At 62.2% G+C, this 12,967-nt stretch carries 14 protein-coding genes; 4 read left to right on the top strand and 10 right to left on the bottom strand.

The features are described from left to right. Nucleotides 1–48 precede the first annotated feature (48 nt). Nucleotides 49–2,346, bottom strand: coding sequence for a DUF1631 domain-containing protein (locus ACT9T4_RS16945; RefSeq protein ID WP_042554311.1), 2,298 nt, complete (start codon nucleotides 2,344–2,346; stop codon nucleotides 49–51). A gap of 294 nt (nucleotides 2,347–2,640) precedes the next feature. Between ACT9T4_RS16945 and nadC the strand changes: the two genes are divergently transcribed. Next, complete coding sequence (gene nadC / locus ACT9T4_RS16940) at nucleotides 2,641–3,489, top strand: carboxylating nicotinate-nucleotide diphosphorylase (protein ID WP_042554310.1); 849 nt, start codon at nucleotides 2,641–2,643, stop codon at nucleotides 3,487–3,489. Between the two features lie 50 nt (nucleotides 3,490–3,539). On the opposite strand, the gene trpC is transcribed toward nadC, so the two are convergent. From trpC to ACT9T4_RS16925, 3 genes are read right to left on the bottom strand one after another with little or no spacing between them, the layout of a single operon-like run. Continuing rightward, complete coding sequence (gene trpC / locus ACT9T4_RS16935; protein ID WP_499118063.1) at nucleotides 3,540–4,376, bottom strand: indole-3-glycerol phosphate synthase TrpC; 837 nt, start codon at nucleotides 4,374–4,376, stop codon at nucleotides 3,540–3,542. Beyond that, complete coding sequence (gene trpD, locus ACT9T4_RS16930) at nucleotides 4,373–5,419, bottom strand: anthranilate phosphoribosyltransferase (protein ID WP_499118061.1); 1,047 nt, start codon at nucleotides 5,417–5,419, stop codon at nucleotides 4,373–4,375. Before trpD ends, trpC begins: the two co-directional genes overlap by 4 nt. Beyond that, nucleotides 5,416–6,012, bottom strand: coding sequence for an aminodeoxychorismate/anthranilate synthase component II (locus ACT9T4_RS16925; protein ID WP_042554307.1), 597 nt, complete (start codon nucleotides 6,010–6,012; stop codon nucleotides 5,416–5,418). The genes trpD and ACT9T4_RS16925 overlap by 4 nt, the downstream gene beginning before the upstream one ends. Nucleotides 6,013–6,421: 409 nt before the next feature. On the opposite strand from ACT9T4_RS16925, the gene ACT9T4_RS16920 reads away from it, so the two are divergent. Next, a complete protein-coding gene (locus ACT9T4_RS16920) occupies nucleotides 6,422–7,663 on the top strand; it encodes a GAF domain-containing sensor histidine kinase (RefSeq protein ID WP_499118058.1) in 1,242 nt (413 codons plus the stop codon). Between the two features lie 16 nt (nucleotides 7,664–7,679). Here the strand turns inward: ACT9T4_RS16920 and ACT9T4_RS16915 are convergent, their stop codons facing one another. The 6 genes from ACT9T4_RS16915 to ACT9T4_RS16890 form a co-directional block, all read right to left on the bottom strand. Next, nucleotides 7,680–8,261, bottom strand: a complete 582-nt coding sequence (locus ACT9T4_RS16915) for a lysis protein (protein ID WP_156152713.1) — start codon at nucleotides 8,259–8,261, stop codon at nucleotides 7,680–7,682. Next, nucleotides 8,258–8,797, bottom strand: coding sequence for a glycoside hydrolase family 24 protein (locus tag ACT9T4_RS16910; RefSeq protein WP_042554304.1), 540 nt, complete (start codon nucleotides 8,795–8,797; stop codon nucleotides 8,258–8,260). Before ACT9T4_RS16910 ends, ACT9T4_RS16915 begins: the two co-directional genes overlap by 4 nt. A gap of 95 nt (nucleotides 8,798–8,892) precedes the next feature. Continuing rightward, nucleotides 8,893–10,029 (bottom strand): glycoside hydrolase family 5 protein, encoded by a 1,137-nt coding sequence (locus tag ACT9T4_RS16905; RefSeq protein ID WP_179539169.1) that lies wholly within the window; start codon nucleotides 10,027–10,029, stop codon nucleotides 8,893–8,895. Nucleotides 10,030–10,199: 170 nt separating this feature from the next. Beyond that, nucleotides 10,200–10,526 (bottom strand): phage holin family protein, encoded by a 327-nt coding sequence (locus tag ACT9T4_RS16900; RefSeq protein ID WP_042554302.1) that lies wholly within the window; start codon nucleotides 10,524–10,526, stop codon nucleotides 10,200–10,202. Further along, nucleotides 10,519–10,878: a putative holin gene (locus ACT9T4_RS16895; protein ID WP_042554301.1), complete on the bottom strand. Its 360-nt coding sequence runs from the start codon at nucleotides 10,876–10,878 to the stop codon at nucleotides 10,519–10,521. The genes ACT9T4_RS16900 and ACT9T4_RS16895 overlap by 8 nt, the downstream gene beginning before the upstream one ends. Nucleotides 10,879–11,382: 504 nt before the next feature. Next, nucleotides 11,383–11,745 (bottom strand): PA0613 family protein, encoded by a 363-nt coding sequence (locus ACT9T4_RS16890; protein WP_499118054.1) that lies wholly within the window; start codon nucleotides 11,743–11,745, stop codon nucleotides 11,383–11,385. 188 nt (nucleotides 11,746–11,933) lie between these two features. On the opposite strand from ACT9T4_RS16890, the gene ACT9T4_RS16885 reads away from it, so the two are divergent. Both ACT9T4_RS16885 and ACT9T4_RS16880 read left to right on the top strand, forming a co-directional pair. Then, on the top strand, nucleotides 11,934–12,596 hold the full coding sequence (locus ACT9T4_RS16885; RefSeq protein ID WP_179539171.1) for an XRE family transcriptional regulator: 663 nt from the start codon (nucleotides 11,934–11,936) through the stop codon (nucleotides 12,594–12,596). Between the two features lie 49 nt (nucleotides 12,597–12,645). Then, nucleotides 12,646–12,945, top strand: coding sequence for a pyocin activator PrtN family protein (locus tag ACT9T4_RS16880; RefSeq protein ID WP_042554298.1), 300 nt, complete (start codon nucleotides 12,646–12,648; stop codon nucleotides 12,943–12,945). Nucleotides 12,946–12,967 lie beyond the last annotated feature (22 nt).

Raw genomic sequence — 12,967 nt, 5'->3', positions numbered from 1 at the left:
CGCGAGAGGGAGATCCGCGCTGGGAACGCGAAAAACGATGCGCCAGGGTCAGGCGTTCTTGAGTCGGCGCAAGTTGCCGATCACCGATTCAAGAGCCCGGTCGAACAACAGTGCATCATCCAGCAGGCGCACGGCATTGCGGCGGAACTCGACAGCCAGGCCCATGCGGGATTTCTCGAGCACCTTCATACCGGTCCGGTTGACGAAGATGTACTTGCCGGTCGGCTTGATGATCGCCGCCAGCTTGCAGCGAACCTTGTGCTCTTCGTCTTCCTGAAACTCGACCCAGCTGCCGACACGCAGCGCATCGACATGCAGCAGCGCCTCGTCATCGTCGGCGAGCATCGGCTCTTCTTCCTCGACACGAGTTTGCCCCGGCGCCAGCAACACGATCTCTTCGACCACCTCGACCATGGCCGACACGCCCTCTTCGCTCTCGGGCGGCAGTTCCAGCAGAGGCAACTCGATGCCAACGGCGGAGAGTGCGGTGCGCTGCACGTCATCGGATTCGGTTGGCGCACTGCGCTCGACATCCGGCATGGCCCGCTTGAATCGCTGGAAAGCCTGTACGTGCAGCGCTTCGAGCTGACCGAAGAACTCACTGGTAGAGAAAGGATCGAACGCCGCACTGGCCATCCCTTCACGCAACGCCTTGAGCAAGCCGGGCACCAGCTCGAGCAAACGCAGGCGCGCTTCCGGATTCTCGTGGGGCTCCACGCTCCAGATCAGGTCGTCCATGGTGGCCAGGGACGCATGCCATTGCTCGGAGTCGGTGCCGTGCTTGAGGCAGGTCAGCATCATCACCTTGCTCCAGGCTTCACGCAGCAGACGCACCACCACTTCTGGCAGCGTCTTGCCCAACAGCCGCTCGTTCAGCGCGTGCTCGACCTCGCGACGCGCCAGCTCGGCACGGGCGCTGCCTTCTTCGGCATCACGGGTACGCTGCTCGAGCAGCTCGCTACGGCGACGCTCGTCACCGGTAAAGGCGAGGAAGTCGGCCAGCAGTTCGGAGAAGATCGCAGGATCATCGGTAAAGTCGTTGAGCAGCCGCTGCACGACCTGTTCGATCTTCTGATAGAGGCTGTCACGCTGGCTGTGGTCGTGCTCACCCCAGCCGAGGGCGGCAGTGGCGATTTCGTTGAGCAGGCGGCGCGCCGGATGGCTGCCGCGACTGAAGAACGTCTTGTCGAGGACCGCGACCTTGAGCATGGGGATCTGCAGGCGCGCGATCAGCGCTTTCAGCGAATCCGGCAGGCTGCGGTCATCGAGGATGAATTCGAAGAGCATCGACACCAGGTTGATGACGTCTTCATCGACCTCGCCGACTACCCGCACGCGGCCACTCTTGGCACTGGCGCGAGTCAACAGATGCTCGAGCTGAGCACGCAGATCGACATCCATCGGGGCCTGGATCGGCGCGCGCTGTTGCATGTGCGACAGCAGGCGCATCAAGTCGTTGGTGGAGATCGGCATGGCATTGGCCGGGGCCTGACGACGCACCGAAACGCTCTCCCGGGACTGCGACAGCAATTCCTGCAATGCACTGAAAACTTCACGCACTTCGTCGTCGCCATAACCGGCGCAGGACAGGTCGACGCTTTCCGCCTGGTCGTGGCGGCTCGGTCGATTATGGCTGGCGGCACGACGAGGCGGCGCGGACTTCAACTCGGGCAATACGCCTGCCTCGACCAGAATGCCGTTTGCATCGCCATAGAGCTGCTCCAGACCACTGAGCACGTACTTCTCGAACAGTTTGAGGATGATCAGCTTGACCTTGATCTCGACACCCAGCCCGCTGCACGAGTCGAGGAACAGCTCGCTGAGCGAAACCGGTCCGAGGGGGTTGGACTTGTCGTCGAGCTTCTTGCTGACGACCGCATTGAGGCGCGTGGTGAGGTGAGTGAGGGCGACGTGGTCGCGGCTCAATACCTTGGCGATCATCGAATCCAGCGCGACGGTTTCTTCCAGCTCATCGTTCTGTACGAGTGACAGGCTGTCGAAAGACACCGTGTCGAGTGACGGCGGCTTGCCGACCACGTACTGATTCAAGCTGGCGAAGGACTCGAAAACCTTCTGCAGAAAACCACGCTCGATACCTTTGCGCTTGAGGCGCAGGTCACGCATGGCTTCGAAGAACGCATTCTGTTCGGCGTTGCTGGTGGCGCGGTCCGCCATGTCGAACAGGGTGTCATCGGCATTGTCGAACAACGCCTGCAGGGCCTGCTTGAGCTGCGTGGCAGCCCGATCACGGACCTGAAGAAGAGACGCAGGTAGCCTGCCGGCAGCGGGATGAGCCGTTTCAGAAACCATTTTGTTCAGATGCACTACGTTGGCATCGGTTTTCATCACGATCTCCTGCGCACTGCGCTGGCGGAGCAAGCTCAAACAGAAATGCGAGCGCCATATTAACGTCAACGATATGACGCCAATACATCCGAATTAAAACATTATAGGAATGCTGCAGGAGATACCAAGGCAAATTCCTGCAGATATGACCTGCGTCACAGGTACCCGGGACGCAGTCGTCACCAGGCTCGCGCATGTGACCGGGTGTGACCGCCAGGGTTCATTTTCAGCCGATGAACGTAACACTCACCGAGACTGCCTCTATAATCCCCGCCTCAGCCAATCGGAGGCCCCATGCCGAACCTACTGCTCACCGAGCTCCGCGCCGAAATCGAGGCCAATGTCCGCCGCAGTTTGCGCGAGGACATCGGCAGTGGCGACATCACCGCTCAACTGATCCCCGAATCACGCCTGGCCCATGCCACGGTGATCACTCGGGAAGACGCGGTGATTTGCGGCACCGCCTGGGTGGATGAGGTATTTCGTCAGCTCGACCCGCGCGTTGCGGTGCACTGGCAGGTGCAGGACGGCCAACGGGCAACGCCGAACCAGGCGCTGTTTCATCTCGAGGGTCCGGCGCGCGCCCTGCTCAGCGGCGAACGCAGTGCGCTGAACTTCCTGCAAACCCTGTCGGCCGTGGCGACCCGCTGCCAGCACTACGCCGAACGGGTGCAGGGTACCGACGTGAAGCTGCTCGATACCCGCAAGACCCTGCCCGGGCTGCGTCTGGCGCAGAAGTATGCAGTGACCCAGGGCGGTTGCCACAACCACCGAATTGGCCTGTTCGACGCCTTCCTTATAAAGGAGAACCACATCGCCGCGTGCGGAGGCATCGATGCCGCAGTGGCTGCCGCACGCAAGATCGCCCCCGGCAAACCGGTCGAAGTGGAAGTGGAAAGCCTGGAAGAGCTCGAACAGGCCCTGGCTGCCGGCGCCGACATCGTCATGCTCGATGAGCTGTCGCTCGAGGACATGCGCCGCGCGGTGACCATCAATGCCGGTCGCGCCAAGCTCGAGGCTTCTGGCGGCGTGAACGAGACCACCTTGCGCAGCATTGCCGAGACCGGCGTGGATTACATATCCATCGGTACCCTGACCAAGGACGTCAAGGCAGTGGATCTGTCGATGCGCCTGTCGCTTTGAGCCGATCCTGAATACGACAACGGCGCCCGAGGGCGCCGTTGTCGTATTCGTCAGTCCACGTCAGGGCTGACGATCAGTCGCTTGCGCTCGGGAAAGAACAGGCGCTCCAGTTCGGCGCCCGGATTGTCCGCACGCATGAACGCTTCACCGACCAGGAACGCATACACGTCGCTGATTTCCATCAGCTCCACGTCGGCACGATTGAGGATGCCACTTTCGGTCACCACCAGGCGGTCGCGGGGAATGCGCGGTAGCAGATCCAGGGTGGTTTCCAGGTTGACCTCGAAGGTGTGCAGGTTACGGTTGTTGACGCCGACCAGCGGCGTATCCAGCACGTTGAGCGCACGCTCCAGCTCATCGCCGTCATGCACCTCCACCAATACGTCGAGATCGAAGGCCTTGGCCGTTGCCGCCAGTTCGCCCATCTGCGCATCGGACAGTGCCGAGACGATCAGCAGCACGCAGTCGGCACCCAAGGCCCGCGCCTCGACGATCTGGTACGGATCGATCATGAAATCCTTGCGGATCACCGGCAGGGAGCAGGCACTACGCCCTTCCTGCAGGTAGCGGTCAGCGCCCTGAAAGAAGTCGATATCGGTCAGGATCGACAGACAGGTTGCACCGCCCTCCTGATAGCTCAGGGCTATTTCCGCCGGAACGAAGTTCTCGCGCAGCACACCCTTGCTCGGCGATGCTTTCTTGATCTCGGCGATCACCGCCGGCTGCTTGCTCCTGGCCTTTTCGATCAACGCAGAGGCAAAGCCACGTGGCGCATCGGCCGCGCGTGCTTCGCGCTCGACTTCGGCCAGGCTGACGATCGCACGTCGGGCCGCGACCTCCTCGGCTTTGCGGGCGAGGATCTTTTCCAGAACGGTGGGAATGCTCACCCTTCATTCTCCTGTTTGAATACCGCGGTAAAGGATACCAACTCTTCCATCTTTTCCCGGGCGAGGCCGGTGTGCAGCGCGTCATGAGCCAGGCTCATGCCATCGCTCAGGTTGTCGGTATGGTCCGCGGCATAGAGCGCAGCGCCAGCATTGAGCACGATGATGTCGGCAGCCTTCTGACCGACCTCGCTCTTGCGGCGGCCCAGCGCATCGCGGATCAGCTCCAACGACTGCTCGGCGCCGTCGACGGTCAGGCCGATCAGACTCTGACTCTTGATGCCAAAGTCCTCGGGCTGGATGCGGTACTCGCTGACCACGCCGTTCTTCAGTTCGGCAACGAAGGTCGGCGCGGCCAGGCTGATCTCATCGAGACCATCCTGGGCATGCACCACCAGCACGTGCTGGCTGCCGAGGCGCTGCAGCACCTCCGCCATGGGCCGGCACAGCGCCTGGCTGAATACGCCCACCACCTGGTGTTTGGCGCCAGCCGGGTTGGTCATCGGGCCAAGCATGTTGAACAGCGTACGCAGACCCAGCTCACGACGCGGGCCGATGGCGTGCTTCATCGCGCCATGATGGGACGGCGCGAACATGAAGCCGACACCGACGGTCTCGACGCAGCGCGCCACCTGTACCGGCGTGAGGCCCAAATAGATGCCAGCCGCCTCGAGCAGATCGGCACTGCCGCTTTTGCCCGACACCGCCCGGTTGCCGTGCTTGGCCACCTTGCCACCGGCCGCGGCGACGACGAAGGCCGCAGCGGTGGAGACGTTGAAGATATTCATGCCGTCGCCACCGGTACCGCAGGTATCGACCAGCCGTTCGGCAGCGATCTCCACCGGCGCGGCCAATTCTCGCATCACGCTGGCGGCACCGACGATCTCATCGATGGTCTCGCTCTTCATGCGCATGCCCATGAGAAAGGCGCCGATCTGCGCGTCGGTGCACTGCCCCGTCATGATCTCGCGCATCACGTCGCGCATTTCCTCGGTGGACAGGTCCAACTGGGTGACGATGCGGTTGAGGGCTTCCTTGATGTTCATGCGCGCACGCCTCCGGTCTGCTTGAGGAAGTTGGCGAACAGTTCGTGGCCCTGCTCGGTAAGAATCGACTCGGGGTGAAACTGCACGCCCTCGACGTTCAGGGTCTTGTGGCGCAGGCCCATGATCTCGTCGACGGAGCCATCTTCATTGGCAGTCCAGGCGGTGATTTCCAGGCACTCCGGCAGGCTGTCACGCTTGACCACCAGGGAGTGATAGCGGGTCACGGTGAGCGGATTGTTGAGGCCGGCGAACACGCCTTTGTCTTCATGAAAGACCGGGCTGGTCTTGCCATGCATCACCTGACGGGCGCGCACCACATCGCCGCCATAAGCCTGGCCGATGCTCTGATGACCCAGGCAGACACCGAGGATCGGCAGCTTGCCGGCGAAATGCAAAATCGCCTCGATGGACACCCCGGCTTCGGTGGGCGTGCACGGGCCTGGGGAGACGACGATACGCTCGGGCTGCAGCGCCTCGATCTGGGCGACGGTCAGCTCGTCGTTGCGAATGACGTGGACATCGGCACCCAGCTCGCCCAGGTACTGCACCACGTTGTAGGTAAAGGAATCGTAGTTGTCGATCATCAGCAGCATTTTAGATTTAACCCTTTGATTTACTGCTCTTCAGCCAATCGCCCTGTTTTCCACGCCCTCATTGGTACCCGCATCATCGATGCTGGGAACACGGATCGTAGGGGGCTGGAGCAAGGCAGAGAGAATCATCCGGCATGGCCGGAGAAAAAGATCAGGCGCGCCAACGCCAACGGGCGTGGGCTTTGATGACTCGCATCAGAAGGGTGCTGCTGGCATTCACGGGGAAGGTCTCGCGTTTATCTGCCCGCACAGTAGCCCACAGCGCTAACGCGCGCAATATCACACTGCCGGGATCGCGGATCGATCAGCGCCAGTGGCTCTTCGCGCGCGCCCTTGCGCCACTGTAAAGTTCGGTGAGCGGTGAAACCGACTGCTGTACCCTGTGTTCTTTGCAATCGGAACGGCCAAGATGTCGACGATCAATTTTGGCCCCGACCTTCGTGCCGTCGCGAAGATCGAGGCGATTCCGATGATCCTGCGCATGGTCAAGCATGTGACCGGGCTACGATTCGCTGCCGTCGCGCGGGTCACCGACAAACAGTGGATCACCTGCGCGGTCGACGACTCGATCGAGTTCGGGCTCAAGCCCGGCGACGAGCTCGCACTGGAAACGACCATCTGCGACGAGATCCGGCAACACCGTACGCCGGTGCTGTTCGGTCACGCCAGTGAACACCCGGTGTTCTCTCGGCACCACACGCCAAGGCTCTATGGCCTGGAAAGCTACGTGTCGATCCCGATCGTCCAGGGCAACGGCGAGTTTTTCGGTACGCTGTGCGCGATCGACCCGGCTCCGGCTGATCTCGATACGCCGGTGATTACCGAAACGCTCACGCTCTTCGCCCAACTGATCGCCGCCAACCTGGACATGCAGGCCTCCGTGGAGCAAAGCCAGCGAGAACTCGAGGTCGAGAGGGAGACCGGGCATCTGCGTGAACAGTTGATCGCGGTACTCGGCCACGACCTGCGTACGCCTTTGAGCGCGGTCAGAATGGGGGCCGACCTGCTCGAATCCAAACTGCTGGACCGCCCCGAGCGCCGACTGGCCACGGCGATTCAAAGCAGTGCCAGACGCATGGGCTCACTGATCGAGAACATCCTCGACTTCGCGCGCGGTCGGCTGGGCAGCGGCATTCCCGTCGAACACCGAGTGGTCGGCAACCTGCAGGCCGATTTCGACCGTGTCATCAGCGAAATTGCAGAAGCCTACCCAACCGCGGTCATCGAGCGGTCGGTGAGTGTGCCGCAGGCGAACCTGTGCGACCCGGTCCGGCTCTGCCAACTGCTATCCAATCTGCTGGCCAACGCTGTCACCCATGGCCGCCACGGCACCACGATCAAGGTGGATGTCAGCGTGGAAGGCGAGCATCTGGTGCTCAGTGTGTGGAATCAGGGCGTGCCGATCGAGCCGCAACTGATGCCAAAGCTGTTTCAGCCTTATACCCGCTCGGAAGTGGGCCAGCGTGAGGGGCTGGGCCTGGGGCTCTATATCGCGTCGGAAATCGTCAGAGGGCACAACGGCACGATCTGCGTCGTTTCCAATGAAACGGACGGTACATCCTTCACCGCCCGGCTGCCGACCCTGAGCACCGACGCTCAGCGGACGCCGCATGCCAGGGCCGAGCCGCCGGCAACGGATACCCATCCCTAGCAGGCGGCCGGTCGAGCTAGGGCGACAGGCTTATCGTCCGTGCATAGGCCTGGCACATCCCTAGGGCGATGATCGCCCGGTCTCCTCGTTCGACGATGCCGACAATTCGTTGAGCAGATCCTGCGTCAATGTCGGCTCGGCGGGCTCCATCCACCAGGCGTCCGGCACTGGCGGTGGAAGACACTGCGCCACCACCGGCATCGCTGGCACCTGGGCTGGCGACCAGGACTGACAACCGTAACTCAGCAGTAGCGAGACGATCACGCAGGCGGGCAGCAGTTTTTTCAGCATCGGTAAGTCTCCTGTGTTGGTTCTGGGATGCGGCCTGCAGCTGCTGTTCCAGCGTCAGACGTTTTTCATTCGCACGCCGCGCCTCACCGGCTGCGGCGCTCTGCGCCATGGCCAGCGTGTCGGCATGCAGCTTGTCGCGCACGGCAATCTGCTGTTCGAGCTCGCGACCCTGCTCGGCCATCCGCTCGCCCAGCCTCCAGCCCTGGGCGAGCCAGCCAAGGCCGGCGGCGCCGACCAGCAGCGTCACAGCCAGGCTTGCGCCTGCTAGCACGCGGTACTTGAGCGGGATGAGCGATAGCCAGCTCATGCCGCCACCTGCCCGCCGCATGCGCTGTACCTGGCCAACAAGTCGGGCTTGTCACAGGCTTGAGCAGCGCGTTCCTCTTCGTAGTTGCACAACAGTGCGCTCAGTTCATGTTCGCGCTGGCCATAGCCAGCCCCAGGCAGACTGGCCCAGATCGGTGCGGCAGCCGTGATGGCCTGTTCGATCTCCCCCTCGCGAATGAGCCCGAGCGCACCGCACTCATCCAGCAGCTTCACTGCGGCCAGATCCTGCGCCGCGGGCGTGAAGCGGCCGCGGAAGTGGTAGAGGCTGACGAGCGAGTCCCAGGTACGGGCCAGGAACTGGTAGCGCCCGGCCGCCGTGGACTTGATGCCGTAGCGCGGCAGGTCGATCAGCTTTCGCGGATGCGCGCTGTAGTCGCTGAACAGCGTGCCGCCGACAAGGACGTTGTAGCCATCGTCACTGTGATCGATGGTCGAGGTGCCTTCGCTCCAGGCGAGCATGTCGAGAAAGGCGAGCACATTGGTGCCGCCCGCCTGGGCAGCGGTGATACGGGCCATGAGAATTCTCCTATCAGGAATGGCCCGCCGAAGCGGGCCATGTCAGGCTGTGTGAAAACGACTGCGCTCGATCACACGGCCTGATGTCGATGGGTTTAACGGGGCCCGTAGGCCGTGGTGGTGTTGCCGATACGCGCCATCAGCGAGCGCGTGTTCGGCTTCAGGGTGCCGTCGTTGCGGTCCATGCCATTGGGCGCATCGTCGTCGTCACCAGGACCGGCCAACCACTGGAAGCGCAAGATATGGTTGGCATCGAAGTACTTGTGCAGCTCGGTGAAGTAGGTACGCATACCGGGCACGTGATCCGGCCCCCCGAACTCGCCAGCGATACCCCGCTTGCCATTGGCCTTGAGCCAGTCGACGTAGGGGCGCCAGTCCGCCACACGATCGCGGTAGCTGACCGACTCGCTGGCCACCGTCCACTTGCCGCCGCCCACACCTTCCTTGTCCGGATACTGGTGCGCCTCGTAAAGCAGGCGATCAGCAGGATCAGTGAGGTTCTTGAGCGCGTCGGAACGAGCCGGCCAGTGCAGTGCCGTACTGAAGGCATTGCCCGCCACGGTGATGAAATGCTGCGAGTCCTCGGTACGAACAGCGTTGATGAGACGCTGCGCATTGGCAGTCCACAGGGCTTCGACGTTCACACCGCCATCGGCCTTGGTACCGGCATTGTGGGGCTCGTTCATCAGCCCATAGCCGAGCACGCCGGGCTCGTCCTTGAACTTCTGCACGATGGCCGTCCAGATGCGCGCCAGCAGTGGGTAATCGACGGGACAATCGGGGGCGCCAATCGCCGTCCACAAGGCGTATCCGCCGCCGAAGGACTGCACGGTGCGGCCGGCCACCGGGCCAGAGGCGCGGACATACCAGCGGGCGTAGTTGTGCATGTCGAGCAGGCAATAGCCGCCCCAACTGTGCACATGGCGGATGGCCTTGCGGATCTCCTCGACGTAACCCTGGCGCAAGCTGAAACCGCCTGCGCCATCGAGAATGGCGATGCGCTCACCGGCGAACGGCAAGCGCGCGGCGAATGGCTTGCCGTTCAGGCCGCCCGCATAGGACTTGATGTAGTCGGGTTGATGGCCTCGAGGCGCGATGGTGCGGTAGTGCGTATCGAGCGATGCAGTGGTGATGGCGTCCACATAGGGGTTGTTACCCAACCCCGCAGCGTTGAAACCGATAAGCGGAAACTCACCGGCTGCGGCCATCTGGTCAAAGGTTTTAATGCTCATGGTATTTCCTCCAGACGAAAAAAAGCCCGCATTGCCGCGGGCCTTGATGAAGTGCAACGTTTGAGTGAAAGGGCCAGCCAGCGGCCCCAAGGGTCATGGCACCTGATCGCAGGCAGGCTGCGTCACATGCTCGTTACAGGCCGACGCCAGCGCGGCGGCCTGGTGTAGTTCTAAGTCCGATCCTCGACACGCTCGGCATGCACGTCGGAGCAATGGGGTGGGCACTCACGGATGACGCCAGCCAGGTTGCCCCCCGAACGGAACACCGCGACGGCGAACACGGCCAGTAACAGCACCAGCGACCATGCCTGCGCTGGCAACCTCAGGTCGCCGAGGGCGATCTGCAACATCGCCGACCCCGAGCTGCCCATCAGCAACATGGCCATGCAACTCATGCCGCGCCTGAAACGTGCGCCCTGCCGGCGGTAGGTGAACAAGCGTACGAATACAGCGCCACACAGGCAGAACGTCGCATGCGTGAGTACGAGACTAATCATCGTTGCCTCCTCGCGCCTCGGCCCCAGGCGGGGCCCCGCGACGCTTGATTGCAGCCAGCATGATCGTTACCACCAGCCCCGCACCGGCAAACCCTGCCGGCCCGGAATAGGCAAAGGGACGCATACCGTAGAATTCGAAATCGACGATCGCCGGAGTGAACAGATACCCCATCACGAACGACGTCATGAAGAACGTCAGGCGATTCCATAGCGGCAGCTCTTGTGTAGTGGTGAAGTAGACCAGTGCTCCAAACAAGGCCCCAACCGCGGCCTCTCCGTTGATGCTGTCTAGGATCGTGGGCAGGTTCACTCCCAAGGTGCTAGCCATTAACACGCTACCGGGCTCGCTCATTATCAAAATCCTCCCCGTGGCCAGCGGCCACGACGACGTCCCCCAAAGGCACAGGGTTTTGTTGTTAGAAGCCGCAGCCACGAGGGGAGGCCTGCCTGCTGGCAAGCCCCTGATCTCGTCGAACGGCGGAAATAAAAAAGCCCCGCACGTCTGCAGGGCCCTTGGTCACGGATCGCCCGATCAGGCCACCTGGTGACAGAAACAAAAAACCCGGCTTTGGCGGGCCGGGCTTTACGAGGCAGGCTGCTGGCCCACCTCGTTGACGTTGATCAATTTATAACCCCCGATTCTCAGGGTCACAAGGCACCTGCGGCCATCAGCGGAGACGCGCTGAAAAAAAGCGGACACGATCGGGTCTGGTACGTCTGGTCGCCCGAAAAATCAGCGCACGCGCCTCCACCGGCGCGCTTGCAGGGGGCGCGTCGGTGGAGCGTCGAGATTGCAGTGAGCCGCAGCAGGTGCTTTCAGCGGGCGGAATCGGTAGGGCGGATGTGATAAGCGCGCTCAGGCGGCGCGCTTCAGGAGGTGTGACTGAATGACCTTGTGCGCCTGCCCCAGGCGCCGATAGAACTGCGAGCGGCTGCAACCGCACGCGGCCCATTTCTGGCTGAGCGAAGCGGCGTCACCACAATAGTGCTCGATGACGACCTGGCGCTGTTCGAGCGAAAGGTGCTTGCCGACGATCCAGTCGATCTCAGCGGTTGTGTCCAGCAATACGCGACTACCACGCTCGCTGCGAATCAACACACCTTGTGTAGCCATCAGCGCGGCGATGACAGAGCCACCGAACCCGGACGCCAGTTCACTCTCCTTACCCAGCTTCTTGTCAGCCCATATCTGCAGCGCTTCATCAATGTAGGCAATCATCAGGATCCTCCTGCCACCCCGCTGGTGGCGATAACGGATGGGCCCTCGGCGCATTGGCGCTTATCGGGCTCGAGAACTCGTCGAGCCATACCGGTGATCGACAAACTAAAAATAATCACGAATCGTGTTTTATTCAAGGCGAAAACTGCGCTATAAATATTTCACATCGTGATTAACGGAGCACCTTCATGGAAACCCTCGGCAAGCGCATCAAACGCCTGCGCAAGAGCACAGGTCTCAGCCAGCAGCTGCTGGCCGAGGCCTGTGGCTGGTCATCGCAGTCACGCATCGGCAACTACGAAAGCGACCTGCGTGAGCCCAGCCTGGCGGACCTGCTGCTGCTCGCACCGGCACTTGGCGTGAGCATCGCCGAGCTCGCTGGCAGCGAGGCGCTAGCCGAGCCTGCGAGTGCGGCAAGTGACACGCTGGACGTGGGCCACGCCCGTGGCGGCGCGGTGCCGGTGGTGGGGCATGCGCAGCTGGGCACCCACGGGTATTTCGAAGAGATCGACTTTCCCGTCGGCCATGGAGACGGCTACCTGCGCATCCACAGTGACGACCCGAACGCCTATGGCCTGCGGGTCAGTGGTGACAGCATGCATCCACGGATCAAGAACGGCGAGTACGTGCTGATCGAACCGAACAAGGCCTTCCATGCCGGCGATGAGGTGATGGTGCGCACCCTCGATGGCCAGGCGATGATCAAGGAATACATCTACCTGCGCGATGGCATGTACCGCTTCGACAGCGTCAACCAGAATCACCCGCCCATTCATATTCCGCAGCACAACGTCAGCAAGATTCACCTGGTGGGCGGCATCCTCAAATCCTCGCGCTTCGCCGAAGATTGATCACCCGTCCTGTCACCAACCGAGAGCCGTCCGATACCGAGCCATTGCCATGAACACTCAGCCTGAGCCGCCCCTGCCGCTCCAGACGCTGGAGCTACTTTTCCGCACCCACGGCGACGTGCTGGTGCCCATCGACCGAGTGCGTACGGTGTACTTTCGGCACCTGAGCCCGGACAACTTCATTCGCGCCATCGCGTCCGGGCGACTGAACCTGCCGATCACCACCCTGGACAGCAGCGCCAAGGCGCCCAAGTTCATCGAACTGCATCACCTGGCAGCCTACATCGACAGCTGCGCCAACGTCGCCCATGGGCAACCGAGCGGCCAGCCGGCCACATCCGCCGCCTGAACATCGAGCCCTAGCGCTTGGC

The organism is Pseudomonas sp. SZ40, from assembly GCF_052958135.1.
Note: the sequence above shows the minus strand (reverse complement) of the source record. Positions and strands in the feature narration are given on the sequence as shown.

Coding starts and splice junctions, on each gene's coding strand:
- nadC (WP_042554310.1), top strand. CDS start 2,641: ATGCCGAACCTACTGCTCACCGAGCTCCGCGCCGAAATCGAGGCCAAT.
- ACT9T4_RS16900 (WP_042554302.1), bottom strand. CDS start 10,526: ATGATTAGTCTCGTACTCACGCATGCGACGTTCTGCCTGTGTGGCGCT.
- ACT9T4_RS16905 (WP_179539169.1), bottom strand. CDS start 10,029: ATGAGCATTAAAACCTTTGACCAGATGGCCGCAGCCGGTGAGTTTCCG.
- ACT9T4_RS16920 (WP_499118058.1), top strand. CDS start 6,422: ATGTCGACGATCAATTTTGGCCCCGACCTTCGTGCCGTCGCGAAGATC.
- ACT9T4_RS16925 (WP_042554307.1), bottom strand. CDS start 6,012: ATGCTGCTGATGATCGACAACTACGATTCCTTTACCTACAACGTGGTG.
- ACT9T4_RS16915 (WP_156152713.1), bottom strand. CDS start 8,261: ATGAGCTGGCTATCGCTCATCCCGCTCAAGTACCGCGTGCTAGCAGGC.
- ACT9T4_RS16945 (WP_042554311.1), bottom strand. CDS start 2,346: ATGAAAACCGATGCCAACGTAGTGCATCTGAACAAAATGGTTTCTGAA.
- ACT9T4_RS16885 (WP_179539171.1), top strand. CDS start 11,934: ATGGAAACCCTCGGCAAGCGCATCAAACGCCTGCGCAAGAGCACAGGT.
- ACT9T4_RS16895 (WP_042554301.1), bottom strand. CDS start 10,878: ATGAGCGAGCCCGGTAGCGTGTTAATGGCTAGCACCTTGGGAGTGAAC.
- ACT9T4_RS16880 (WP_042554298.1), top strand. CDS start 12,646: ATGAACACTCAGCCTGAGCCGCCCCTGCCGCTCCAGACGCTGGAGCTA.
- ACT9T4_RS16910 (WP_042554304.1), bottom strand. CDS start 8,797: ATGGCCCGTATCACCGCTGCCCAGGCGGGCGGCACCAATGTGCTCGCC.
- ACT9T4_RS16890 (WP_499118054.1), bottom strand. CDS start 11,745: ATGATTGCCTACATTGATGAAGCGCTGCAGATATGGGCTGACAAGAAG.
- trpD (WP_499118061.1), bottom strand. CDS start 5,419: ATGAACATCAAGGAAGCCCTCAACCGCATCGTCACCCAGTTGGACCTG.